26 protein-coding genes are annotated in these 24,110 nt (G+C 72.4%); 9 read left to right on the forward strand and 17 right to left on the reverse strand.

Translation table 11 applies throughout. The features are described 5' to 3' along the window. Positions 1-85 precede the first annotated feature (85 nt). Positions 86-1,564, forward strand: coding sequence for a wax ester/triacylglycerol synthase family O-acyltransferase (locus tag AB0I67_RS26575; protein WP_357928296.1), 1,479 nt, complete (start codon positions 86-88; stop codon positions 1,562-1,564). Here the strand turns inward: AB0I67_RS26575 and AB0I67_RS26580 are convergent. After that, positions 1,502-2,047, reverse strand: a complete 546-nt coding sequence (locus AB0I67_RS26580; protein WP_357928299.1) for a helix-turn-helix domain-containing protein — start codon at positions 2,045-2,047, stop codon at positions 1,502-1,504. The two genes, AB0I67_RS26575 and AB0I67_RS26580, sit on opposite strands and share 63 nt — an antisense overlap. Before the next feature lie 68 nt (positions 2,048-2,115). Between AB0I67_RS26580 and AB0I67_RS26585 the strand changes: the two genes are divergently transcribed. The 3 genes from AB0I67_RS26585 to AB0I67_RS26595 are packed head-to-tail and all read left to right on the forward strand — an operon-like array spanning position 2,116 to position 5,143. After that, positions 2,116-2,691 carry a helix-turn-helix domain-containing protein gene (locus AB0I67_RS26585; protein ID WP_357928302.1) on the forward strand — a complete coding sequence of 192 codons (576 nt, stop codon included), beginning with the start codon at positions 2,116-2,118 and terminating at the stop codon, positions 2,689-2,691. After that, a complete protein-coding gene (locus AB0I67_RS26590; protein WP_357928305.1) occupies positions 2,681-4,171 on the forward strand; it encodes an MFS transporter in 1,491 nt (496 codons plus the stop codon). Before AB0I67_RS26585 ends, AB0I67_RS26590 begins: the two co-directional genes overlap by 11 nt. Before the next feature lie 45 nt (positions 4,172-4,216). Further along, positions 4,217-5,143: an aldo/keto reductase gene (locus tag AB0I67_RS26595; protein ID WP_357928308.1), complete on the forward strand. Its 927-nt coding sequence runs from the start codon at positions 4,217-4,219 to the stop codon at positions 5,141-5,143. A gap of 56 nt (positions 5,144-5,199) precedes the next feature. Here the strand turns inward: AB0I67_RS26595 and AB0I67_RS26600 are convergent, their stop codons facing one another. From AB0I67_RS26600 to AB0I67_RS26665, 14 genes are all read right to left on the reverse strand, one after another. Continuing rightward, the gene (locus AB0I67_RS26600; RefSeq protein WP_357928311.1) at positions 5,200-6,801 is read right to left on the reverse strand and encodes a cation acetate symporter; all 1,602 of its coding nucleotides are present in this window, start codon (positions 6,799-6,801) and stop codon (positions 5,200-5,202) included. Continuing rightward, positions 6,798-7,127 carry a DUF485 domain-containing protein gene (locus AB0I67_RS26605; RefSeq protein WP_357928314.1) on the reverse strand — a complete coding sequence of 110 codons (330 nt, stop codon included), beginning with the start codon at positions 7,125-7,127 and terminating at the stop codon, positions 6,798-6,800. The genes AB0I67_RS26600 and AB0I67_RS26605 overlap by 4 nt, the downstream gene beginning before the upstream one ends. Before the next feature lie 181 nt (positions 7,128-7,308). Then, positions 7,309-8,784, reverse strand: coding sequence for a cation acetate symporter (locus AB0I67_RS26610; protein WP_357928316.1), 1,476 nt, complete (start codon positions 8,782-8,784; stop codon positions 7,309-7,311). Continuing rightward, positions 8,781-9,155 carry a hypothetical protein gene (locus AB0I67_RS26615; protein WP_357928319.1) on the reverse strand — a complete coding sequence of 125 codons (375 nt, stop codon included), beginning with the start codon at positions 9,153-9,155 and terminating at the stop codon, positions 8,781-8,783. The genes AB0I67_RS26610 and AB0I67_RS26615 overlap by 4 nt, the downstream gene beginning before the upstream one ends. Further along, the gene (locus AB0I67_RS26620) at positions 9,152-9,898 is read right to left on the reverse strand and encodes a LytTR family DNA-binding domain-containing protein (protein WP_357928321.1); all 747 of its coding nucleotides are present in this window, start codon (positions 9,896-9,898) and stop codon (positions 9,152-9,154) included. The genes AB0I67_RS26615 and AB0I67_RS26620 overlap by 4 nt, the downstream gene beginning before the upstream one ends. A gap of 53 nt (positions 9,899-9,951) precedes the next feature. Then, complete coding sequence (locus AB0I67_RS26625; protein ID WP_357928324.1) at positions 9,952-11,124, reverse strand: histidine kinase; 1,173 nt, start codon at positions 11,122-11,124, stop codon at positions 9,952-9,954. Next, positions 11,125-11,535 carry an HIT family protein gene (locus tag AB0I67_RS26630; RefSeq protein WP_357928372.1) on the reverse strand — a complete coding sequence of 137 codons (411 nt, stop codon included), beginning with the start codon at positions 11,533-11,535 and terminating at the stop codon, positions 11,125-11,127. Continuing rightward, positions 11,529-12,689, reverse strand: coding sequence for an acyl-CoA dehydrogenase family protein (locus AB0I67_RS26635; RefSeq protein WP_357928374.1), 1,161 nt, complete (start codon positions 12,687-12,689; stop codon positions 11,529-11,531). The genes AB0I67_RS26630 and AB0I67_RS26635 overlap by 7 nt, the downstream gene beginning before the upstream one ends. Positions 12,690-12,718: 29 nt before the next feature. Beyond that, positions 12,719-13,120 carry a protease inhibitor I42 family protein gene (locus AB0I67_RS26640; RefSeq protein ID WP_357928327.1) on the reverse strand — a complete coding sequence of 134 codons (402 nt, stop codon included), beginning with the start codon at positions 13,118-13,120 and terminating at the stop codon, positions 12,719-12,721. Then, on the reverse strand, positions 13,117-14,058 hold the full coding sequence (locus AB0I67_RS26645) for a YihY/virulence factor BrkB family protein (RefSeq protein ID WP_357928330.1): 942 nt from the start codon (positions 14,056-14,058) through the stop codon (positions 13,117-13,119). Before AB0I67_RS26645 ends, AB0I67_RS26640 begins: the two co-directional genes overlap by 4 nt. A gap of 4 nt (positions 14,059-14,062) precedes the next feature. Continuing rightward, positions 14,063-14,677 carry a DUF3618 domain-containing protein gene (locus AB0I67_RS26650; protein ID WP_357928333.1) on the reverse strand — a complete coding sequence of 205 codons (615 nt, stop codon included), beginning with the start codon at positions 14,675-14,677 and terminating at the stop codon, positions 14,063-14,065. After that, a complete protein-coding gene (locus AB0I67_RS26655) occupies positions 14,674-15,066 on the reverse strand; it encodes a phage holin family protein (protein WP_357928336.1) in 393 nt (130 codons plus the stop codon). The genes AB0I67_RS26650 and AB0I67_RS26655 overlap by 4 nt, the downstream gene beginning before the upstream one ends. Positions 15,067-15,216: 150 nt before the next feature. Further along, on the reverse strand, positions 15,217-15,525 hold the full coding sequence (locus AB0I67_RS26660; RefSeq protein WP_357928339.1) for a hypothetical protein: 309 nt from the start codon (positions 15,523-15,525) through the stop codon (positions 15,217-15,219). Positions 15,526-15,602: 77 nt separating this feature from the next. After that, a complete protein-coding gene (locus AB0I67_RS26665; RefSeq protein WP_357928341.1) occupies positions 15,603-15,767 on the reverse strand; it encodes a hypothetical protein in 165 nt (54 codons plus the stop codon). Between the two features lie 348 nt (positions 15,768-16,115). Between AB0I67_RS26665 and AB0I67_RS26670 the strand changes: the two genes are divergently transcribed. Further along, complete coding sequence (locus tag AB0I67_RS26670; protein ID WP_357928343.1) at positions 16,116-19,355, forward strand: SNF2-related protein; 3,240 nt, start codon at positions 16,116-16,118, stop codon at positions 19,353-19,355. Next, positions 19,352-20,131, forward strand: a complete 780-nt coding sequence (locus tag AB0I67_RS26675) for an SWIM zinc finger family protein (RefSeq protein ID WP_357928345.1) — start codon at positions 19,352-19,354, stop codon at positions 20,129-20,131. Before AB0I67_RS26670 ends, AB0I67_RS26675 begins: the two co-directional genes overlap by 4 nt. A 36-nt stretch (positions 20,132-20,167) precedes the next feature. On the opposite strand, the gene AB0I67_RS26680 is transcribed toward AB0I67_RS26675, so the two are convergent. After that, positions 20,168-21,688, reverse strand: a complete 1,521-nt coding sequence (locus AB0I67_RS26680; protein ID WP_357928348.1) for a carboxylesterase family protein — start codon at positions 21,686-21,688, stop codon at positions 20,168-20,170. Between the two features lie 94 nt (positions 21,689-21,782). On the opposite strand from AB0I67_RS26680, the gene AB0I67_RS26685 reads away from it, so the two are divergent. The 3 genes from AB0I67_RS26685 to AB0I67_RS26695 all read left to right on the forward strand — a co-directional run bounded on the left by AB0I67_RS26685 (position 21,783) and on the right by AB0I67_RS26695 (position 23,113). After that, a complete protein-coding gene (locus AB0I67_RS26685) occupies positions 21,783-22,406 on the forward strand; it encodes a TetR/AcrR family transcriptional regulator (RefSeq protein WP_357928350.1) in 624 nt (207 codons plus the stop codon). A gap of 83 nt (positions 22,407-22,489) precedes the next feature. Beyond that, positions 22,490-22,819 carry a YciI family protein gene (locus tag AB0I67_RS26690; protein ID WP_357928353.1) on the forward strand — a complete coding sequence of 110 codons (330 nt, stop codon included), beginning with the start codon at positions 22,490-22,492 and terminating at the stop codon, positions 22,817-22,819. Between the two features lie 39 nt (positions 22,820-22,858). Beyond that, positions 22,859-23,113, forward strand: coding sequence for a hypothetical protein (locus AB0I67_RS26695; RefSeq protein ID WP_357928356.1), 255 nt, complete (start codon positions 22,859-22,861; stop codon positions 23,111-23,113). On the opposite strand, the gene AB0I67_RS26700 is transcribed toward AB0I67_RS26695, so the two are convergent. After that, on the reverse strand, positions 23,110-24,039 hold the full coding sequence (locus AB0I67_RS26700) for a diacylglycerol kinase family protein (RefSeq protein WP_357928359.1): 930 nt from the start codon (positions 24,037-24,039) through the stop codon (positions 23,110-23,112). The genes AB0I67_RS26695 and AB0I67_RS26700 overlap by 4 nt on opposite strands. Between the last annotated feature and the right edge of the window lie 71 nt (positions 24,040-24,110).

The raw sequence follows: 24,110 nt of genomic DNA on the forward strand, positions 1-24,110 counted from the left end.
GCACGCGTCTGAAAGACTCTCGCGGGAAACGCCGCGGAAACGCTTCGCGGGCACGATGGAACGACACCGACGAGAGGAAGAGGCGATGCCTCAGCTGACCGCGCTCGACGCCCAGTTTCTCCACTTCGAGTCGCCGACCACCGCCGCGCACGTGGCCGGGGTCGCGATCCTGGAGGGCGGCGCGGTCACCGTGGACTCCCTGGCGGCGCTCCTCACCGAGCGCCTGCACCTGTCCCCCGCGCTGAGTCAGCGGTTGACCGGCCTGCCGTACGGTCTCGACCGGCCCCACTGGGCCCCCGATCCCGACTTCGACCTGTCCCACCACCTGGCCGAGCACACGCTGCCCGCGCCGGGCGACGAGCTGCGCCTGGCCGAGCTGCTGGCCCGGCTGCACGAGCGCCACCTCGACCGCGACCGCCCGCTGTGGGAGATGCACCTGGTCAAGGGCCTGTCCGGCGGGCGGGTGGCGCTCTACACCAAGGTGCACCACGCCGCCATCGACGGCGTCTCCGGCGCCGAGACCCTCGCCGCCCTCCTCGACCTCGGCCCCGAGCCGCGCACCGTCGACCGTCCCGCACCCGGACGGCGGGCCGAGGGCCCGCACCCGGTCGAGCTGATCACCGCCGCGCTGACCGGGGCGCTGGCCCAGCCGGCGAACACCGCGCGCTCGCTGGCGGTGGCCGCGAGCGAGCTGGACGCCATCCCCCTGCTGTCGGCCCTGCCGGGCGCCGCCCGACTGGCCGGAGCCGCCCGGCGGCTGCTCGGCGACGACCGGCCGCGGCCCGAGCTGCCGCCGCTGGCCGCGCCCCGCACCCCGTTCAACGGGCCGATCACCGCGGGGCGGCGGCTGGCCTTCGGCTCGATCCCGCTCAAGGAGGTCAAGCAGGTCGCCAAGGGCTTCGGGGTGACGGTCAACGACGTGGTCATGGCGGTGTGCGCGGGGGCGCTGCGCTCGTGGCTGGAGGAGCGCGAGGCGCTGCCGGAGCAGCCGCTGGTGGCCGCCGTGCCGGTCGCCTGCCGTACCGCCGGGGGGCTCGACCGGGCGGGCAACCAGCTCGCGATGCTGGCCGTACCGCTGGCCACCGACGTGGCCGAGCCGCGCGAGCGGCTGGCCGCGGTGCGGGAGGCCACGGGCACGGCCAAGCGGCGGCTGGCGATGGCGCAGGGCAACTGGCTGGCCGAGCTGTGCGGGCTGCTGCCGACGGCGCTGGGCCGGGTGGCCACCGCGCCGCTCTCCCGGCTGGCCGCCTCGGCCTGCCCGCCGATCAACATCCTGATCAGCAACGTGCCGGGGCCGCAGTTCCCGCTCTACCTGTGCGGGGCGCGGGTGCTGTCGTACTTCCCGATCTCGGTGCTGACCGACCTGGGCGGCGGGGTCAACATCACCTGCTTCTCCTACGACGGCATGCTCGACTTCGGGCTGGTCTCCTGCCCGACCCGGGTGCCCGAGCCGGAGGGGCTGCTGGGTCACCTGCACAGCGCGATGAAGGAACTCGTGACGCTAGAGGAGGCCGCCGGCGATGAGTTCCGCCACCGCGTCGAGGTCGATGGGGTGCCCGGTTAGCTGGGTCAGCGTCTCCTGGTAGAGCAGCACCGCGGCGAAGGTGGCCGCGGCCGCCTCCAGCCGGGCCGCACCGCCCCGGGCGGTGGGCAGCGCCAGCTCCAGCGCGAAACGGGCCCGCCGGATCAGCTCGCCGTTGAGCCGGCCGATGCGCTCCTTGGCCGACACGTGCGTGTCGGCCTCGCGGAACAGGATGCGCCGCATCGCCGGTGAGGCGCGCAGCGGCAGCCGGTGGGCCAGCCTGGACAGCGTGCCGGCCGGATCGCCGGGCACCGCGTCCACGTCGCGGCCCTCCTCCACCAGCGTGCGCTCGTCGACCAGGGCCACCAGGACGTCGATCTTCTTCGGGAAGTAGTGGAAGACCAGGCCCTTCGGCACCCGCGCCTGTTCGGCGATCACCGAGGTCGGCGTCGCCTCGTACCCGCTGCCCGCGAAGAGCTCCTCGGCCGCGTCGAGGATGCGCGTGCGGGCGTCCCCGATTGCCATCCCCCGACGATAACCGCGCGGAAGGCCGCCGTATATACTGAGACAGTACTGTCGCAAATTATACGGATGTGTCGCATCAGATGGCCGTCAGCAAGGAACAGATCATCACTGCGGCGATCCGCCATCTCAACGGGTCGCCGGCCGCCTCCATGGGCCAGATCGCGCAGGCCGCGGGCATCAGCCGCGCCACCCTGCACCGGCACTTCGCCACCCGTGAAGACCTGATCATCGCGCTCGGCTGGCGGGCGCATGCCGCCTGGGAACGCGCCCAGGCCGAGGCCGGCCTGGAAGAGGCGCTCGGCGCCACCGACCGGGCCACGCTGGAGCGGGCACTCCACCGGCTGATCACCCAGCACATCGAGGTCGCCGAGGAGCACGGCTTCGCGCTCACCGAGCACCTGATGGAGGTCGACGAGGGCCTGGTGCGCCGGGCCCACGAGCTCGAGGAGCGCGAAGTGCTGCTCATCGAGGCCTGCCAGCGGGCCGGCGTGCTGCGCCCGGACATGTCCGCGCGCTGGATCAGCAACGTCTTCTTCGGCCTGCTGGTCACCGTGCGCGAAAGCCTGCGGCGCGGCGACGTCGCCCGGCGGGACGTGCCCCGCCTCCTGCTCGAAACCTTTCTCCGGGGGATCCATGAAAACTGAGACCACCGCTCCGCCGCACGCGCGGCGCTGGGCGGCCCTGGCGGTGCTCTCGGCCAGCCTGCTGCTGGTCGTGATGGACATGACCATCCTCAACGTCGCGCTGCCCGACATCTCGGCCGATCTCAAGCCGGGCGCGATCGAGCTGCTCTGGATGGTCGACATCTACTCGCTGGTCGTGGCCGGCCTGCTGGTCACGGTGAGCGCGCTGGGCGACCGGTGGGGGCGCAAGCGCATGCTCATCACCGGCTTCGCGGTGTTCGGGCTGGCCTCGGTCGCGGTGCTGTGGGCCGACAGCCCGGCCGAGGTGATCGCGGTGCGGGCCCTGCTCGGCGTCGGCGGTGCGATGATCATGCCGTCCACCCTGTCGATGATCCGTAACCTGTTCACCGACGCGCGGGAACGTGCCACGGCGCTCGGCATCTGGGCGGCCATGGCCGCGCTCGGCGGCGCGCTCGGGCCGATCGTCGGCGGCGTGCTGCTGGAGGCCTTCACCTGGCACGCCGCCTTCCTGGTCAACGTGCCCGTGATGGCGATCGCGGTGCTGGCCGGGCTGATCCTGCTGCCGGAGTCGCGCAACCCGGACCCCGGCCGCTGGGACGCCCTCGGCACGCTGCTGTCGATCGTGGGCATGGTCGCCCTGGTCTACGCGATCAAGCACCTGGCCAAGGACGGGGTCGACCCGCTGACCGTGGGCTCGCTCGTGCTGGCGGTGGTGACGCTGGCCTGGTTCGTCCGGCGCTGCCTGCACCGGTCCGACCCGCTGCTGGAGATCCGGCTCTTCCGCAACGGCGCCTTCTCCTCCGGCGTCATCGCCGCGCTGACCACCTCGGTGGCGATGGCCGCGATGATGTTGCTGATGGCGCAGTGGATGCAGCTCGTCCAGGGCTACTCGCCGCTGGAGACCGGCGTCCGGCTGCTGCCGATGGCGGTCGGCGCGGGCATCCTGTCGCCGCTGGCCCCGGCCATCGCCGCGCGCATCGGGGCGCGCACGGTGCTCTCCGGCGGCCTGGTGATCGCCGCGGGCGGCTTCGCGCTGCTGTGGGCCGCGCCGCTGACCTACCTGACCGTGGCCGGCTCGCTGCTGCTCATCGGCGCCGGCATGGGCTCGCTGGCCATCGCCTCGGCGGTCATCATGTCCGGCACGCCCGCCGCCAAGTCGGGCAGCGCCGCCGCCATCGAGGAGACCAGCTACGAGGTGGGCGGCACCCTGGGCGTCGCCGTCCTGGGCAGCCTCGCCGCCACCCTCTACCGCGGCGAACTGCCCCCGGGCAGCCCGGCCGTGGTGCGCGAGTCGCTCGGCGGAGCGCTGGCGGTGGCCCGCGAGAGCGGCTCGGCCGCCCTGGCCGAGCAGGCCAAGCGGGCCTTCACCGACTCCCTCACCCAGACCAGCCTGTACGGCGGGGCCATCATCCTGGTCGCCGCGGTGGTGATCTGGTTCCTCACGCCCCGCGATCTGGACCTCGGGGCCTCCCAGCACTGACCACCCCCCGGCGATGAGGTCCATGCGGGTGCATAGGGTGCTGCCATGAACCTCATCGCCGCCACCGGTCTGTCGGTCTTCCCCGTCTCGCTCGGCACCAACGTCTTCGGCTGGACCGCCGACCGGGACACGGCCTTCGAGATCCTCGACGCCTACGTGGCCGCCGGGGGCAACTTCCTCGACACCGCCGACGTCTACCCCTCCTGGGCGACCGGCGAGTCCACGTCCGAGCTGATCATCGGCGAGTGGCTGGCCTCGCGCGGCAACCGCGAGTCGATCGTGCTGGCCACCAAGGTCGGCATGCTCGGCGGGCTCGAGGGCCTGGCCCCGGCCACGATCAGGACCGCGGTGGAGGCGTCGCTGCGCCGGCTGCGCACCGACTACCTCGACCTGTACTGGGCGCACCGCGACGACCGGGACACCCCGCTCGCCGAGACGCTGGGCGCCTTCGACGAGCTGGTGCGCGAGGGCAAGGTCCGGCACCTGGGGGCCTCCAACTACAGCGCGGAGCGGCTGGCCGAGGCGCTGGAGACGGCACGGACCGAGGGGCTGACGCCGTACGTGGCGTTGCAGCAGGAGTACAACCTGGTGGAGCGCGGCTACGAGGGCGCGCTGCGTGACGTGGTGGCCGACGCCGGGCTGGCCAGCGTGCCGTACTTCGGGCTGGCCCGGGGGTTCCTGACCGGCAAGTACGCGCCCGGGGTCGCGGTGGACAGCCCGCGGGCCGGGAAGGCTGCCGAGTACCTCTCGACCGAGCGCGGGCCTCGGGTGCTGGAGGCGCTGACCAAGGTCGCGGCCGGCCGCGGCGTCGAGCCGGCGAGCGTGGCGGTGGCCTGGGTGGCCGCCCAGCCCACCGTGGTGGCGCCGATCGCCAGCGCCCGTACGGTCGAGCAGCTCCGCCCGCTGCTGGCCGCCGCGACGCTGGAGCTGGCCGACGACGAGCTCGACCTGCTCGACCGCGCCTCCCGCTGAGCCCCGGCACGGGTACGGCCCGGCCGGACAACCGGCCGGGCCGCAGCAGCCGCTGATCAGTGCGGTGTGGCCTTCTCCATGCCGACGCCGGTGAGCGAGCGCACCTCCATCTCGGCCCACTTGGCGGCGTTGTACTCCTTGCTGAGCCGGGTGCCGAGCCAGCCGAAGAAGAAGCCGAGCGGGATCGAGATGATGCCCGGGTTGGACAGGTTCCACAGGTGCCAGTCGGCGCCGGGGAACAGGGCGGTCTTGGAGCCGGAGACGACCGGCGAGAAGATCACCATGATCAGGCAGGAGATCAGGCCGCCGTAGATGGCCGAGACCGCGCCCGCGGTGTTGAACCGCTTCCAGAACAGGCTGTACAGGATCGCGGGCAGGTTGCCGGAGGCGGCCACCGCGAAGGCGAGCGCCACCAGGAAGGCGACGTTCTGGCCCTGCGCCAGGATGCCGAGGGCGATGGCGACGGCGCCGATCACGAAGGCCGACACCCGGGCGACCATGACCTCTTCGCGCTCGGTGGTGTTGCCGCGCTTGAAGACGTGCGCGTACAGGTCGTGGGCGAAGCTGGAGGAGGAGGCGAGGGTGAGCCCCGCGACCACCGCCAGGATGGTGGCGAAGGCGACCGCGCCGATCAGCGCGAGCAGGATGGTGCCGCCGACCTCGCCGAAGAAGTCGCCGCCGATCGCCTCGGCCAGTGACGGGGCGGCGGTGTTGCCGCCGGTGTCGGAGGCCGGGATCTTCACCAGGGCCGCCGCGCCGAAGCCCAGGACCAGGGTGAACAGGTAGAAGACGCCGATGATGCCGATGCCCCACAGCACCGACTTGCGGGCGTCCTTGGCCGTGGGCACGGTGTAGAAGCGGATCAGGATGTGCGGCAGGCCGGCCGTGCCGAGGACGAGGGCCAGGCCGAGGCTGATCAGGTCGATCTTGCCCATGATGCCCTGGGCGTCGGTGCCGTACTTCAGGCCGGGCACGGAGAAGGCGTCGCCCTTGCCGGTGGCCGCCGAGGCCTCGGTGATCAGGGTGGACAGGTTGAAGTTGTACTTGGCCAGCACCAGCACGGTGATCAGGCCGGCGCCGCCCATGAGCAGCACGGCCTTGACGATCTGGACCCAGGTGGTGCCCTTCATGCCGCCGAAGACCACGTAGACGATCATCAGCACGCCGACGCCGATGATGACCCAGATCTTCTGGGTGGCGTCGGTGATGCCCAGCAGCAGGCCGACCAGGGCGCCCGCGCCGACCATCTGGGCGACCAGGTAGAAGATGCTGACCGTGATGGTGGACACGCCCGCGGCGGTGCGGACCGGCCGGGGGCTCATCCGGAAGGCCAGCACGTCGGCCATGGTGAACTTGCCGGAGTTGCGCATCAGCTCGGCGACGAGCAGCAGCGCGACCAGCCAGGCGACCAGGAAGCCGATGGAGTACAGGAAGCCGTCGTAGCCGGACAGCGCGATCATGCCGGCGATGCCCAGGAAGGAGGCGGCCGACATGTAGTCGCCGCCGATGGCCAGGCCGTTCTGGAAGCCGCTGAAGGAGCGCCCGCCGGCGTAGTAGTCGGCGGCGGTCTTGGTGTTGCGGCTGGCCCAGAAGGTGATGACCAGCGTCAGGGCGACGAAGGCCAGGAACAGCACCGCCGCCAGGGTGTGGGAGCTCACTTGACCTTCTCCTCGACCTCGTGGCGGATCTTGTCGGCAACCGGGTCCAGCTTCTTCTCGGCGTGCCGGGAGTAGGCCCAGGCGATGAGGAAGGTCGAGACGAACTGGAGCAGGCCGAGCACGATGCCCACGTTGATCTCGCCGAGCAGGTCGATCGCCATGAAGTCGCGCGCCCAGCCGGAGAGCACCACGTAGAGCAGGTACCAGACCAGGAAGGCCACCGTCATCGGGAAGGTCCAGCTACGGAAGCGGCGCTTCAGCTCCTGGAACTCCTCGCTTCCCTGGACCCGTTCATAGACCGACGTGTCGTGTTCCGGGGTTTTCACGAATCCTCCCGCTTTATGTGATGCAGATCACGCACAAGGTAAGAGCGCAAACTACCCTCCGTGGAGGGGCGGAGTCGCGTTCTTCGCCGAGCCGCACCCAAAAGACGATTAGTTGGTCATGGGTTGCGATAAATGGTCGGATTTGCGCGACCAGCGGGCGGCCACAGAGTGTGAGCAGCGCTCAATCCCGGGGCCGCCAGTCGCCCCGGTCGAGCGCCAGGTTCTCCGGCGTGTGCAGCCGCACCATGGTCCGCGCCACGCCCTTCGGGATGCGCCCGGGGGTCAGCAGCGAGACGACCACCATGACCAGGAAGGCGATCGGCACCGTCCAGGCGGCCGGCTGGCTGACCAGCGCGCCCACCAGCCCGCCGTACGGTCCCCCGGTGATCTGCGCCAGTACGGCGGCGCAGGCCAGCCCGCCGCCCACGAACAGCCCGGCCAGCGCCCCGGCCGAGGTCAGCCGCCGCCACCAGATGCCCAGCACGAGCAGCGGGCAGAAGCTGGAGGCGGCCACCGCGAAGGCCAGGCCGACCACGTCCGCGATGGACAGCGCCCGCGCCTGCAGCGCCAGCCCGAGCGGCACCGCGACCGCGAGCAACGTGGCCACCCGGAAGGCCCGCACGCCGCCCTTGAGCAGGTCCTGGGCGATCACCCCGGCCACCGAGACGGTCAGCCCCGAGGAGGTGGACAGGAACGCGGCGAACGCCCCGCCGGTGACCAGCGCGGTCAGCAGGTCCCCGGCCGTGCCGCCGACCATCAGCGAGGGCAGCGTCAGCACGACCGTGTCCGGCGGCTCCAGCCCCGGCGCGTACAGCCGGCCGAGCCAGCCGTAGATCCCCGGCATCAGGTAGAAGGCGCCCAGCAGGCTCAGCACCACCAGCGTGGTACGGCGGGCCGCCCGCCCGTCCGGATTGGTGTAGAAGCGCACCAGCACGTGCGGCAGCCCCATCGTGCCCAGGAAGGTGGCCAGGATCAGCGAGTAGGTCGAGTACAGCCCGTACTCCCCGTCCCCGGTCAGCGGCTGCGTCCAGGCCGGGTCGTGCAGCTCGGGCGCCCCGTCCTGCCGCCAGGCCAGCAGCAGGAACAGCACCGGCACCGCCAGCGCGGTCAGCTTGAGCCAGTACTGGAAGGCCTGCACGAAGGTGATCGAGCGCATCCCGCCGGACAGCACGTTGACCGCCACCACCAGAGCCACGACCAGCCCGCCCACCCAGACCGGCGCGCCGGTGATGGTCTGCAGCACCAGCCCGGCGCTCTGGAACTGCGGCATCAGGTAGAGCCAGCCGATCAGCACCACCAGCACGCTGGCAGTGCGCCGGACGGCCATCGACTCCAGGCGCGACTCGGCGAAGTCGGGCAGCGTGTAGGCGCCCGAGCGGCGCAGCGGGGCCGAGACCAGTACCAGCAGCACGAGGTAGCCGCCGGTCCAGCCCACCGGGAGCCACAACATGTCCGCGCCGTGGGTCAGGATCAGGCCGGCGATGCCCAGGAAGGAGGCGCCGGACAGGTACTCGCCGCCGATCGCCGAGGCGTTCCAGAGCGGGGTGACCGTGCGGGAGGCGACGTAGAAGTCGGAGGTCGTCCTGGACAGGCGCAGGCCGAAGGCGCCGATGAGCACCGCGGCCAGCGCCACGATGACGACCGCGGCCAGGTTCACCGGCGCTCGACCAGGTCGGCGAAGTGCCGCTCGTTGCGTTCGGCCTGCCGTACGTAGAGCCACGCCCCGCCGACCAGCGCGGGGTAGATGAGGCCGGCCAGCAGCAGCCACGGCAGCGGGATGCCCAGCAGGCGCAGCTCCCGCAGCTCGGGCAGCAGCAGGAACAGCAGCGGCAGGCCGCCGACGACGCAGGCCAGCAGCGTGCAGACGAACATGGCCAGGCGGAACTGGGTGCGCAGCAGCGAGCGCATGTAGAGCTCGCCGACGCGGGTCTGCTCGTCGATCTCGCGGGTGGCCGGGAAGCGGCGGCGGCGGGCGGCGGCGGTGCGCGGGCTGGTGACGCTCACCCGGCGGTGCTCGGGCCGGTTCATCGGCGAGCCCTCCTGACCAGCAGGTCGCGCAGCTCGCGGGTGTGGCGGCGGCTGACCGGCAGCTCGGTGTCGCCCACCCGGATGGTGCAGCGGCCGGAGTCGAGGTGCAGCTCCTCGATGTGCTTGACGGCCACCAGGTGGCTGCGGTGCACGCGGACGAAGCCGGAGGCGGCCCAGCGCTCCTCCAGCGTGGCCAGCGGGATGCGCACCAGGTGGCTGCCGGCGGCGGTGTGCAGCCGGGCGTAGTCGCCCTGGGCCTCGACGTAGAGCACGTCGGCGCTGGAGACGAAGCGCACCACCCCGCCGAGCTCGACCGGGATGGTGTCGGCGTCGGCCGGGTCGGCGGGCACCTCGGCCGAGACGCACACCCGCCGGATCGCCTCGCGCAGCCGCTCCGGCCGCACCGGCTTGAGCAGGTAGTCCTCGGCCTTGATCTCGAAGGCGTCGACGGCGTGCTCCTCGTAGGCGGTCACGAACACCACCCGCGGCGGGTTGGCGAACTGCGCCAGCAGCCGGCCGAGCACGACGCCGTCGAGCCCGCGCATCCGGATGTCGAGGAAGACCGCCTCGATCGGCCGGCCCTCGGCGATGGCCCGGTCGAGCAGCCGCAACGCGGCGGCGCCGTCGCGGGCGGTGACCACTTCCTCGATGCGCGGATCGGCACGCAGCAGGTACGACAGGTCTTCCAGCGCGGGAAGCTCGTCGTCGACCGCCAGGACACGCAGACCGCTCGCCATTGCCATGACAGTGATGAAACCGCCGGGAAACGTCAAGGCCGTCACGGCCGAGTCACAGCTCAGCGCGCGGAGACACCCGGGTGGTACTTCGGCAGGCGCACGCTGACCTTGGTGCCGGCGCCCCGGTTGGTCTCCACGACCAGGCCGTACTCGTCGCCGTAGACCTGCCGCAGCCGCTCGTCCACGTTGGCCAGGCCGACCCCCTCGCCGGGCTCGCCGGCCAGGATGCGGCGCAGGCGCTCGGGATCCATGCCGATGCCGTCGTCCTCGACGCTGATGCCGCACTCGGCGCCGGCGTCCTCGGCGATGATCGTGATCCGGCCGACGCCGTTCTTGCTCTCCAGGCCGTGCCGGACGGCGTTCTCCACCAGCGGCTGCAGGCACAGGAAGGGCACCGCGACCGGCAGCACCTCGGGGGCGATGCGCAGCGTGACCTGGAGCTGGTCGCCGAACCGGGCGCGTTCCAGGATCAGGTAGCGGTCGATCGAGCGCAGCTCCTCGGCCAGGGTGGTGAAGTCGCCGTGCCGGCGGAAGCTGTAGCGGGTGAAGTCGGCGAACTCCAGCAGCAGCTCGCGCGCCCGCTCGGGGTCGGTGCGGACGAAGCTGGCGATGGTGGTCAGCGAGTTGTAGATGAAGTGCGGGGAGATCTGCGCGCGCAGCGCCCGGACCTCGGCCTCCATCAGCAGCGTGCGGGAGCGGTCGAGCTCGGCCAGCTCCAGCTGGGAGTCGACCCAGCGGGCCACCTCCTCGGCGGCGCGCACCAGCCCGGCCGAGGCGTGCGGGCCGTAGGCGGCCAGCGTGCCGACCACCCGGTCGTCGGTGCTGAGCGGCACCACGACCACGTGCCGGACCGGGCACTCCAGCAGGTCGCAGTCGAGCGCCAGCACCTGGATGCGGCCGTCCTTCAGGGTCTGCTCGGCGTGCGCGAAGGCCTCGGCGGCGTGGTGCTCGCCCTCGCCGTCCCAGACCAGCAGCCGCTCCCGGTCGGTGAGCGCGACCGCCGGGGAGCCGAGCAGCTCGCGCAGGTGGCGGGAGGCCTTGAGCGCGCCCTCGTGGGTGAGCCCGGCCCGCAGCGGCGGCGCGGCCAGCGAGGCGGTGTGCAGCGTCTCGAAGGTGGCGCGCTCGCCCGGCCCGGCCCCCAGCTCGCGCCGGCCGCGCAGCACCCGCCACAGCACCAGCCCCGGGACGCCGATGAGCAGGGCGAGCAGCAGGGCGACGACGACGGGCTCCACTCAGCCGCCCTGGCGGATGCGCTCGGCGTAGGACTCGGCCTCGGCGTCGGAGTCGTACTTGGTGCGCGGCCAGAAGAAGCCGCGCAGGCCGTCCTTGCGGTTGCGCGGCACGATGTGGACGTGCAGGTGCGGCACGCTCTGGCTGACCCGGTTGTTCATGGCGACGAAGGTGCCGGCCGCCTCCAGTCCGTGCTCGACCGCGCCGGCCAGCTCCCGCACCCGCTCGAAGAACGGCCCGACCCGCGCCGGGTCGAGGTCGGTCAGTGTCTCGACGTGCGGCCGGGGCACCACCAGCAGGTGGCCCTTGAACACCGGCCGCACGTCCAGGAAGGCCACCGCGACCTCGTCCGACCGCACCACGAACGCCGGGCGCTCGCCCGCGACGATCTCACAGAACAGACAGCTCACCAGCCGACCTTAACCGCTCCCTTCAGCAACTCCCGCGCGATGACCATCCGCTGGACGTCGTTGGTGCCCTCGCCGATCGCCATCAGCGGCGCGTCCCGGTAGAGCCGCTCGACCACGAACTCCTGCGAGTAGCCGTAGCCGCCGTGCACCCGCATGGCCTCCATCGTGGTCTTGAGCGCCACCTCCGAGGCGAAGTACTTGGCCATCGCCGCCTCGGCGTTGACCGCGCCCTTCGAGCTGCGCTGGGCCGCCCAGTAGGTCATCAGCCGGGCCGCCTGGATCTCGGTCGCCATGTCGGCCAGCTTGAGCTGGATCGCCTGGAAGTCGCCGATGGGCCGGCCGAAGGCGTGCCGCTCGCGGGCGTAGGCCAGGGCGGCGTCGAAGGCGCACTGGGCGACCCCGACGGCCCGGGCGGCGATGTTGACCCGGCCCAGTTCCAGCGCGGACAGTGCCTGCTGCATGCCGCGGCCCTCGACGCCGCCGAGCAGCTGCGAGCGCGGCACCCGCACGTCCTGGAGCGAGATCTCGCAGGTCTCGGTGCCCTTGTAGCCGAGCTTGGGCAGGTCGCGGCTGACCACGTAGCCCGGGGTGCCGGCCTCGACGAGCAGGATCGACATGCCCTTGTGCGCCGGGGTCTCGGCCGAGGTCTTCACCAGCACCGGCATCGGGTCGGCGTGCCGGGCGTTGGTGATCCACGTCTTGGTGCCGTTGACCACGTAGTGGTCCCCGTCCGGTACGGCACGCGTCTGGATGCCCTGCAGGTCGGTGCCGGCGGCCGGCTCGGTGAGCGCGATGCCGGTGCGGCGGGCGCCGGTGGCCAGGTCGGGCAGGTAGCGCTCCTTCTGCTCGGCCGTACCGTGGGTGGCGATCATCCAGGCGGCCAGCGAGTGGGAGCCGAGGACGCCCGCCACGCCCATCCAGCCGCGGGCGATCTCCTCGAAGACCAGGGCGAAGGAGACCCGGTCGAGGTCGAGACCGCCGTACTCGGCCGGGACGGTCATCCCGAACAGGCCCAGTTCCTTGAAGCGCTCGACGATCTCGGCCGGGTAGCGCCCGGACCGCTCCCACTCGGAGGCGACCGGGACGATCTCCTTGTCCACGAACTCGCGCAGCGTCCGGCGGAAGAGCTGCTGATCCTCGTCCAGTTCGAAGTCCATCACGGAACCGACACTAGAACATTGATCGGTCAGCGAACAGTGACGTCGAAGATCGCCTCGCCCGACTCGGGCGTCGGGTTCTTCCGGTCGGTGCAGCGCCAGCAGTCGAACAGCCGGATCCGCGCCGTGCCCGGGCGCTTGGCGTTGAACACGAAGTAGCTCGTGCCGCCCGCGCCCGGCCGCTCGCCGGCCGCCTCGCGCTCGTGACTGATGTAGGCGGCCACCTTGACGTCGGGCAGCTCCACCAGTTCCCACGAGTCGCCCACCCCGGGGTTGTCCGGCACGGCGAGCGCGAACCGCTGCCCCTTGCCGACCTCGACCTTGGTGGTGGCGCCCTTGGCGCCCGCGGTGACCTGGCCGTAGTGGCTGACGGCCGAACCGGCGCCACACCCGGCCACCAGCAGCAGCGCGGCGAGCAGAAGACGGATCACTCCGGCAGCGTATCGGGCTTGGGCGGATCACGCGGGACCGCGTACGGCTCGCTGTTCACCGGCCGGCCCATCGCGATGTTGCGGGCCCGCATCAGCTCGGCGTCGAGCTCCGCGCCGAACAGCAGCACCAGGTTGGACAGCCACAGCCACACCAGGAAGACCGCGACCGTGGCCAGTGTGCCGTAGGTGGCGTTGTAGGAGCTGAAGTTGGCCACGTACAGCGCGAACCCGGCCGAGACCAGCACCCACAGCAGCACCGCGAGGATGCCGCCCGGCGTGATCCAGCGCACGGACGGCTGGCGGACGTTCGGCGCGGCCCAGTACAACACCATGATCAACCCGGCCGCGATCAACGCCAGGACCGGCCACTTCACGATGTCCCAGGTCGCCACGAACGCCTCACGAAGGCCCAGCGCCTGACCCGCCAGGTCGGCGAGCTGCCCGGTCAGCGTGACCGCGATCGCCCCGGCCGCCAGCAGCACCATGACCAGGAGCGTCAGGCCGAGCCGCAACGGGGTCAGCTTCCAGATCGGCCGGCCTTCCTCGATGTCGTAGATGGCGTTGCACGCCCGGACGAAGGCGGCGATGTACCCGGAGGCCGACCAGAGCGCCACGCCCAGGCCGACGAGGGCGAAGACGCCGGCCGTACGGCCGCTCTTGGCCACGCCCTCGACGCCGCCGACCAGCAGGTCGCGCACCTCGGCCGGGGTCAGCACGGCGACGCTCCGCACCAGCGCGGAGGCGTCGTCGCGGCCCAGCAGGCCCAGTAACGACACCAGGACGATCAGGGCCGGGAAGATGGACAGCACGCCGTAGTAGGTGAGCGCGGCGGCCCAGTCCTGGATCCGGTCGTTGGCCATCTCCTTCAGGGTGCGCTTGATCACGCCCCACCAGGCACGGCGAGGCAGGTGGGAGGGCCGCTCGGGGGGAGGGGGCATGGGTCTACTTCCGGCCTCTCCTCAGCAGCTTGCGGATCACCAGCGCGGCGACCACCCCGGCGGCGGCCACCAGCAGCTTCGGCCGCTTCTTCACCTCTTCGGCCGCCTCGTGCAGGTTGGCCGGCGCGGCCTCCTTGAGGCGGGCCTTGACGTCGGTCTTGGCGGTCAGCGCCTCGACGGTCTCGCCCACGCGCTCGCGTGTCTCCACGATCTCGGTGCGCACCCGGGCCTCGTCGGCCTCCGTGGTGTCGCCGGCCCGGTGGTGGTCGGCGCGGGTGCCCGCGTGCCGCGTGCTCCCGCCGCCGGGCGCATGCGAGACGATCATCGTCTCGGCGTCGTGCTCATGGGACTTGGCTCTGCCCTGCTCGTCCATGCGTGCGCTCCGATACTCGCCGGTGTCCTGCTCGCCCACCCGGTCGTCGGGCACCGGCGGCTCGGCCACGAAGACCTCCTCCGGTTCGCGGGCCCGCTCGGCGGCCCGTGCGTTCTCCAGCGCCTCCGGCTTGGTCGGGGGCACGTTCACCGACAGCTCGTCGGTCGGCTCCCCCACCGTCGCCCGGTGCGCACCCATGTCACCCGCGTGCACCCGGGGGCCTTCGCCCCCGCTGGACTCGGTCATCGTCGAGCCCTCCCCTTCACCTCGTCGAGATCGGCCTTGACACTCGCGATCGTCTCCTCCGGCACCGGCGGCGTCGCCTTGGCGACCTGCGCGCGCCCGGCCAGGCCGAGCACCGCGGCGACCGCCAGCAGCACCGCCGCCACGATGGCGGTCGCGGCCCAGGCGGGCAGCACCAGCGCGAGGAGCAACACCACGGTGGCCACCAGCGTGGCCCCGCCGAGGAACGCGGTCATCCCGGCCGCGCCCAGCAGCCCCGCGCCGAACCCGGCCCTGCGCCCCTTGCGGGCCAGTTCGAGCCTGGCCAGCGTCAGCTCCTGACGCACCAGCGTGGTCAGGTGCTCCGACAGCTCGCCGATCAGTTCGGAGGTGGACTTGGACTTGTCGTTCACGCACCCCGCCTACCCCGCCGGGGGCCCCTCACTCACGGCGGCCTGTTTCACCTGCCGTCGAGCTCCCACCTGCCGTTGAGCCTGCCGTTGGGCGTCCTTCACCCGCCGCCGGGCTTCCTCACCCGCCGGCTTCCTCACCTGCCGGCTTCTTCACCTGCCGTCGAGGTCCGCCTCCACCGCGTCCTCCACGCCCTGCCGCGGGTCGCGCTCGTCGGCCTCGCGCCGCTCCGCTCGCCGCTCTGCTCGCTGCTCGCGGGCCGGGCTGACGTCGAGGATCTCCCCCGTGCGCAGGTCCGCCGGCACGAACACCTCAGCCCGCCCGGCCTTCGCCGCCACCGCGTTCGCCTCCGCCCCCGGTCTGGCGGGCGCGGTGTTCAACGACAGCCAGTCGGTCGGCGCTCCCAGGACCTGCTCATGCGCCCCGACGAACCCCGCCGTCCGCTCTTCCTCTTCAGGCATGCCAATACCCCCTTCGTCCCCATTAGTTCCTTCCCGGCGGGGACGCGGGGGTACGGCAAGCGAAGGTCAGGATTGCCTTAACGGCGGGCGACCCGGAGGAGGAAGTCGACCACCTTCGTCACCGGCGACTCCTGAACCCCGCACCACTCATCCGGCTTCTTCGGCGCCTTGAACGGCGAGGGGAGCTCGCAGGACGGCGCCTGCGGCCCCGGCCGTTCGCACCAGTCTCCTGGACGGTTCATACCACCCAATCTACGCCCCCTCCCCGCGATCCGGCCTCCTCCGAACGGTCCGGGTCTGTCGGCGGGTGCGGGTAACCTGCCCGGGTGCTGGTCGTCCACGGGATCTGGGAACACGAGGGGCTCGCCCTCTGGGCCGAGCACCCCTCCACCCCTACCTCCACGGCTTCTTCCAGCCCAGCCACCACTTCCACGGGCCACCGCCCCCGTCACTCCCCCTCTCCCCTCGAGCCCGCGCGACCTCTACCTGCCGAACCCTCCGCCGCCACCTCCGCCGCCACCGGGGGCTCCCCTGGTTCGCGGGGAGCCGCGCCCGATCCGGAGACTGCTGAAGCCTCGGGGGCCTCGGTCGTGGGGCACCCCTTCGCGGCGGGTGTGGGCGAGTTGCGGGCGTGGCTGGCGGGCGTGCTGGACAAGGTCGTGGAGCCGGTCGTCGAGCTTGAGCTTCGGCTCCTCCTCCCCGGCTCCTCCCACGAGCCTCTGTCGTCCCCCGAAGCCGGCCACGCTTCCCCGGAGCTCGGCCTCACCTCCCCCGAGCCCGGCCTCGCCTCCCCCGAGTCCAGCCTGGCCTCCCCCGAGTCCAGTCTGGCCTCCCCCGAGTCCAGCCTGGTCTCCCCTGAGTCCGGTCGCGCCGTCTCGACCACGCGCCTGCGCCTGCGCACCTGGTCGGTCCCCGCGCTGCTCCTCCAGCCCGCCGACGCCCTCCAACTTCTCCACCTGGACGGCACCCCCGGCCACCCCGCCGAGGGTTCCGGCGGGTTCACCGCCACGCTCCGGCACTGCGCGGCGGTGGCCGCCTTCGCCATCGATCTCGTACGGCGGGGCCGGGTGGTCCCAGCCCTGGTCGCCGACGACCCCACGGCCGAGCCGGGCGACATGTGGACGGTCCCAGAACCGAACGCCGAGGCGAGGTGGCGTCCGGTGGTGACCGGCGCGGACGCCGCCCACCTGCGCGAACTGGCCCTCGCCATGCCACCCGCCTGCCGTACCGGAGCCGGGGAACGCCCCTCCGCAACGGTCCTGAACCACGCGCTCGCCCAGCTCACCGACGCCGCCGCCCGCCGCGCCCTCACCACGCCCCTCGTCCCCCGCGCCCGCACACTGCGCGACCGCTGGCTGTCCGCCCTGACCGGCCCGGACGCCCGCTGCGTCGACCTGCCCGAGCTCCGCCACGACCTCGACCGCTGGCACCGGACGGCCAGCACGGAGGGCGGCGCCCGCCTCTGCTTCCGCCTGATCGAACCCCCACCCACCACGGAAACCCCCGAGGCCACCGACTCCCGGGAGGCCACCGAGCCCACGGCCATTACCGAGCCCTCCGCCACTCCCAGCGAGCCGCCGAGCATCGCCGAGCCGGCCGGCGACCCCGCCGACCCCGCCGACCCATCGGACATCACGCGGCCCCGATCCCTTACCGAGCCACTGGGCATCGCCGAGCCCGCCACCGTGCCCACCCCACCCCCTCCCAGCCGAGGCGACGTGTGGCGGGTGGAGTTCGCCCTGCAGCCGGCCGACGACCCCAGCCTCCAGATCCCCGCCGAGCGGATCTGGGCCGGTGAAGCGGTGCCGGGGCTTGCGGGACGGCCAGGCCACGAACTGCTGGCCGGCCTCGGACGGGCGGTACGGCTCTACCCGGGCCTAGACCCCGCCCTACGGACCGCCGAGCCGTACGAGCTGGAGCTCGACACGGCCGGCGCGTTCGCCTTCCTCCGGCAGGCGGCCCCGCTCCTCCAGGCGGCCGGGTTCGGGGTCCATCTGCCCAGGTGGGCGGGCAAGTCCAAGCTGGGCCTGAAGTTGACCACCCGGTCCAGGAGCCGGCAGAGCGCGGCGACGGCGCAGGGGTTCGGGCTGGCCGAGCTGGTGGACTTCCGGGTCGACCTGGCCGTGGACGGCCGGCCGATCGACGAGGCGGAGCTGGCCGAACTGGCCCGGCTCAAGGTCCCCCTGGTGCGGGTGCGCGGCTCCTGGGTCGAGCTAGACGATCGCCAGCTCCAGGCGGCCCTGCGCGCGGTGGCCGGGCGGCGCGAGGGCGAGCTGAGCGCGGGCGAGATCCTGCGCCAGGTGGTGGGCGGCGAGGAGGGCGAGCTGCCGCTGCTGGAGGTGGACGCGGACGGCGCGCTGGGCGACCTGCTGTCCGGGCAGGCCGAACGCCGCCTGGCCCCGGTGCCCGCCCCCGAGGGCCTCAAGGCGACGCTACGGCCCTTCCAGGAGCGGGGCCTGGCCTGGCTGAGCTTCCTGTCCGAGCTCGGGCTGGGCGGTGTGCTGGCCGACTCGATGGGGCTGGGCAAGACGGTGCAGACCCTCGCGCTGCTCGTGCACGAGCGGGCGGAGCGGCCGACGCTGCTGGTGTGCCCGATGTCCCTGCTGGGCAACTGGGAGCGCGAGGCGGCGCGGTTCGCCCCGGACCTGCGCGTGTACGTGCACCACGGCCCGGGCCGCGACCCGGCGCGGATCGCGGGGGCCGATCTGGTGGTCACGACGTACGGCACGGCCCAGCGAGACGTCGAGACGCTGCGCGAGGTCGGCTGGCGGCGCGTGGTGTGCGACGAGGCGCAGGCGATCAAGAACAGCGGCACGCTCCAGGCCAGGGCCCTGCGTACCATCGGGGCCGACACGCGGCTGGCGCTGACCGGCACCCCGGTGGAGAACCACCTGGCCGAGCTCTGGTCGATCATGGAGTTCTGCAATCCGGGGCTGCTCGGGCCGAGGCAGGCGTTCAGGCGGCGTTACCAGGAGCCGATCGAGGCACGTGGCGACGAGGGCGCGGAGCGGGCGTTGCGCCGGGCGACGGGGCCGTTCATCCTGCGGCGCCTCAAGACCGACAAGTCCATCATCTCCGACCTGCCGGACAAGCTGGAGGTCAAGGAGTGGTGCTCGCTCACGCCCGAGCAGGCCACGCTCTACCGGGCGGTGCTCGACGACATGATGGGCCGCATCGACGACAGCGAGGGCGTCGAGCGGCGTGGCCTGGTGCTGGCCGCGATGGCCAAGCTCAAGCAGGTCTGCAACCATCCGGCGCACCTGCTCAAGGACGGCTCCCGGCTGGCCGGGAGGTCGGGCAAGCTGGCGCGGGTCGAGGAGCTGGGCGCGGAGATCCTGGCCGAGGGCGAGAAGGCGCTGCTGTTCACGCAGTACGCCGAGTTCGGCGGGCTGCTCCAGCCGTACCTCGAACAGCGGCTGGACCGGCCGGTGCTGTTCCTGCACGGCGGGCTGCCGAAGGGGACGCGGGACCGGCTGGTGGAGCGGTTCCAGCGGGAGGAGGAGCCGATGTTGTTCCTGCTGTCGCTGAAGGCGGCCGGGGTGGGGCTGAACCTGACCGCCGCCTCGCACGTCATCCACCTCGACCGGTGGTGGAACCCGGCGGTGGAGGACCAGGCGACCGACCGCGCCTACCGGATCGGGCAGCGGCGGTCGGTCCAGGTGCGCAAGCTCATCTGCGCCGGGACGCTGGAGGAGCGGGTGGACGCGATGATCGAGCGCAAGAAGGCGCTGGCCGAGCGGGTGGTCGGCGCGGGCGAGGAGTGGCTGACGGAGCTGTCCACGGAGGAGCTGCGCGAGGTCTTCCGGCTGACCGCCGAGGCCGTGGCATGACGTCCGGCGGCCCGGGTGGCTGGGGGCGGCCGGTGCGGGTCGAGGGCGGGTTGAAGGCCCGGTCGCGGCGGGGGTCGATCGGGTCGGCGTGGTGGTCGCGGCGGTTCATCGACATCCTGGAGCGCGTCTGCGACAAGGGCCGCCTGTCGCGCGGCCGCGCGTACGCCAGGGCCGGGCAGGTGCTCCACCTCGACCTGTCCCCCGGCCTGGTCGCCGCCCGCGTGCAGGGGTCGCGGCGGGAGCCGTACGAGGTGGAGGTCGGGATCGAGGCCTACGGCGAGCAGCGGTGGGCCGAGCTGCAGGCGGCGATGTCGGCCCAGGCGGTGCACCGGGCGCGGCTGCTGGCCGGGGAGATGCCGGAGGAGATCGAGGAGGTCTTCGCGGCCCGTGGCGTGGACCTGTTCCCGCGCGACCTGGACATGCGGTGCTCGTGCCCCGACTGGGGGCTGCCGTGCAAGCACCTGTCGGCGGTGCTGTACCTGCTGGCCGAGTCGTTCGACGAGGACCCGTTCCTGGTGCTGGCCTGGCGGGGCCGCGGCCGGGATCAGCTTCTCAGCGAACTCGACGCCGTGCCCGGTCCGCCGTCTGACCCCGATCTGGTCGAGGACGTGCCGTTCGCCGAGCGGCTGGGCGACTTCTTCGCCTCCGGCGCCACTGTCCACCGCCCCGAACGCCGCGGCACGCCCCCGCCCGGCCTGCTCCTGCGCCTCCACCCGGCCCCGGACGGCCTCACGGCCGAGCTCACCGCGGCCTACACCGCCTTCGCGGAGAGCTAGCCGATGGGTGGTTCTCCACCCCAGGGAATCGATCGTCTAGGACCAGAACCCGCACTGGTGTGCGGTGGCGAGGTCGCCCGGCTCGGTCCGCGCGGGCGGCGAGGCCAGGACCTGGGTGGTGGGGCGGTCGGGGTCGAAGGCCGGCCAGCGCGGCAGGCCGGGCGTGTTGGGGTCGCCCGTGCGGGCGAACGCCGTCCAGTACTTGATCATGAGGGTGGACAGCGGGTCGCGTCCCGAGGCGGGGAACAGGTAGGCGAGTTCCGCGCCGTGCGCGGAGCCGAGCGGGAAGTCCGATCCGGGGATCTCGGTGGTGACGTCGGCTCCGGTGAACTCGTAGGCGTAGGTGCGCACCCGCCTGGCGAGGCTCCCGTTGCGCTCGTGGGTCGGGCAGCTGAAGACCACGTCGGTGGTCAGGCTCGCCCACGCCAGCCCGGGCGAGCCGTACCGGTCGAGCGGGTACCTGCGGGCGACCTCCCCGGCCCGCGCGCCGAACGCCTCCTCCAGCAGCCGGGTGTAGGTCGCCGCGGTGATCGGCGTGCCGGGCAGTTCGTAGAAGAGGGCGACCATGTACCGCATCTCGTCACGGGTGGTCCCGGAGATCACCGGGACGCGGTGGAAGGCACCCTCGGCCATGGCCCGCTCGGGGTCCTTCGGCAGGACCGGGCTGCCGGCCGCGGGCGTGATGAAGCGGTCGTGCAGCGGAAGCAGGCGCTCGGCGGGCAGCCGGCGCAGGCAGGCGAGCGCGGTCGCCGGGTCGGCGCAGCCCACCTCGGCGGCGAGCCGGGCGCCGTCGCCCTCCCGCTCGGCGACCGTCGGCCACTGGCGGAAGGCCGGGAGGCCGGGGAACATCGTCCCGGCCGGGACCGTCCCCGTGCACGGCGCGCTCTGCATGATCGCCCGCTGGAACAGGCCCGCCGCGCCCGGTGAGGCGAGGTGCGCGCAGACGCTCTTGCCCCCGGCGGACTCGCCGAACAGCGTGACGTTGCCGGGATCGCCGCCGAACGCGGCGGCGTTGCGGCGCACCCAGCGCAGGGCGGCCTGCTGGTCCTCCAGGGCGAACCCGCCGGAACCGGCCAGGCCCGGGTGGGCGAACAGCCCGAAGACTCCCAGCCGGTAGTTGACGGTGACCACGATGACGTCGCCGGTGGCGGCCAGGCGGCGGGCGTCGAAGTCGCTGCCCGCCCCCTCGACGAAGCCGCCGCCGTGCAGCCACACCATGACCGGTTTCCGCCCGCCCGGGGTGCGGGGGACGGTCACGTTGAGGTACAGGCAATCCTCCGACGTGCCGGCCGAGGCGGTGCGCTGGATGCAGCGGGGTCCGGGGGCCGTGGCGTCTCGAACGCCTGGCCATGGGGCGGCGGGGCCGGGCGAGCGCCAGCGCCGCTCGCCCGTGAGGGCGGCGGCGTACGGGATGCCCTGGTAGAGGCGGTGGCCTGCGGTCTGCGTGCCCTTCACCCAGCCGAGGTCGGTGCGGACCTGCGGGCTTGCCGGGGTTGTGACCAGGCCGGCCGCGAGGACGGCCAGCGCCATCCCGTGGGTCCATCGCCATCGGATCATCGGTTTCTCCATCACCCTCAAATCAATACGTCTGTATGAGAATGACCTACGCGCGGCCACTAAAGCAAGTCGGATGTACTGATAAACTTCGGCCGTGGGGGATGAAGGCGGTCGGACGCGGGGGCTCGGCGCCCGGCACGAGGAACGCCGCGGGCAGATCGCCGAAGCCCTGCTGGCGATCATCGACCGGGGCGGGCTCGACGCGGTGAACCTGCGCGACGTGGCCGCCGAGGCGGGCGTCTCGCTCGGCTCCGTCCAGCACTACTTCCGCAGCAAGGACCAGATGCTGCTGTTCGCCCTCGACCACATCAGCGAACGAGGCTCCGAGCGCGTACGGCAGAGCCTCGGCGACGGCGACCAGCTCCCCCGCACCGTCCTGCGCCGCGTCCTCGCCGAACTCGTCCCCACCGACGAGCGCCGCCTCGCCGAACTCCGCATCGCCACCGCGTTCACCGCCCGGGCCCTGGTGAACCCGGCACTCGCCGAGCATCTGAGCACCGGCTACGCCGCCTTGAACGACCTGCTGGTCCTGCTGCTGCGGCAGGCCAGGCAGACCGGGGACGCGCCCACGACCCTCGACCCCGAGCGCGCCGCCGCCGGGTTGTTCGCGCTGGCCGAGGGCCTCGGCACGCACGTCCTCCTCGGCCAGACCGACGCGAGTACGGCGCTGGCCGTACTGGACGAGTATCTTGACCGGCTCTTTGCCGGCCCGCCCTGAACAGGCGTGTCGATTTCCGCCGAGCCGTTCGTCGTCATAGGTGAGTCGTCAGAGGTGACAGGCCTGAGAGAGAGGATCGGCAGATGCCCAAGTACGCGATCTTGATTTACGAGCGTGAGATCCCCGTCGAGGAGATCCCGGCCGACGTCATGGAGGCCAACATCGCCGCGGAAGAGGGGATCAAGGCCCTGGGCGCGCGGGTGGTGGACGAGACGGCGCTGCAACCGGCGAGCGTCGCGACCACCATCAGGAAGGGGGGAGTCGTGACCGACGGGCCGTTCCTGGAGACGAAGGAGGCGTTCGCCGGGATCTTCGTGATCGAGGCGAGAGACCTCGACCACGCGATCCAGGTCGGCAAGCTGCTTCCGATCATGGACGGTGGTGTGGAGATCCGGCCGCTGGTCGACAGCTGACTATGGCGGATCGGCGCGCGGTACGGCAGGCTCCACGAGGTGTGGCCGTCCCCGGTGGTCGAGCTCAACCGCGCCGTCGCCCTGGCCATGGTCCACGGCCCCGAGGCCGCGCTGCGGGTGGTGGAACGCCTGGAGACGCAGATGGACGGCTACCAGTACCTCCCCGCGGTCAAGGGCGAACTGCTGCGCCGGCTCGGCCGCGACGAGGAGGCCGCCGCGGCCTACCGCCAGGCCCTCGACCTCACCGGCAACGAGGCGGAACGCGCCTACTTCACCGACCGTCTCGGCCCCTAGCGGTCCTCGAAGGAGTCGGGCACCATGACCCGCACCCCGTTGGGCACGACGCGCAGCGTGAGCGGCGTCATCAGCCGCACCTCGCCGTCGACGTCGGCCGCCATGGGCGGCTCGGTCTCCAGGACCATCTCCCGCCCGGTCACGAACGGCCCCCCGGCCAGGCTGCGCCAGCGGCCGGTGGTGGCGCGGGCGAGGGTCTCGCCGAGCAGCCGCACCTTCTTGCCGGACCCGAGCTGGTAGGCCACCAGCAGCCCGTTGTCGATGCTGATGTCCTTGGCCACCTGCCAGCCGCCGTGGAAGCGCCCGTTGGCGATGTTGAGCTGGTGGGTGAGCAGTTCGTGCCGCTTGCCGTCCACGGTGATGAAGGCGCGGAAGGGCGTGTGGCCGGGCAGGATGGTGAGCGCGGTCAGCGGGTAGGCGGGCCGGCCGATGAGCCGCTTGAGCCACGGCTTGACCTTGCCGGCGACCTCGACGGAGACGCCGAAGCTGGCCAGGTTGGCGAACGGCCGGTCGCCGGCCATGCCGAGGTCGATGTCGGCCACCTTGCCCTCGGCGAAGACGCGGATGGCTCCGGCCAGGTCGAGGGGCAGCCCGAGGCTGCGCGCGAAGTTGTTGGTGGTGCCCAGCGGCAGCACACCGAGGGCCACGTCCTTGTGCGCGACGTGGCGCACCGCGGAGGAGAGCGTGCCGTCGCCGCCGCCCACGATCAGCAGGTCGGGCTTGAGCTCCAGGGCCTTGTCCAGATGGGCGCGCAACCGTTTGGGGTTGACGACCGAGTATTCCGCCAGCGGCTCGAACCCCAGGCCGTGGATCTGGTCGAGCACCTCGAAGTAGTGCTTGCGGCCGCGTCGCGAGCGCGTGTTGATGACCACCGCGACGCGGCGGTCGCGACGGATGGCATCGGTGTGCTCGGCCTTGGTCCTCATGGCATCACATCGTAGGGGCGTCGCGGCGGTAAGCCGCCACGGCCCCTGATGCTAAGTTATTGGCCGGGGTC

This window comes from Nonomuraea sp. NPDC050310 (genome assembly GCF_040655795.1).
In the GTDB taxonomy this organism is placed as follows: domain Bacteria; phylum Actinomycetota; class Actinomycetes; order Streptosporangiales; family Streptosporangiaceae; genus Nonomuraea.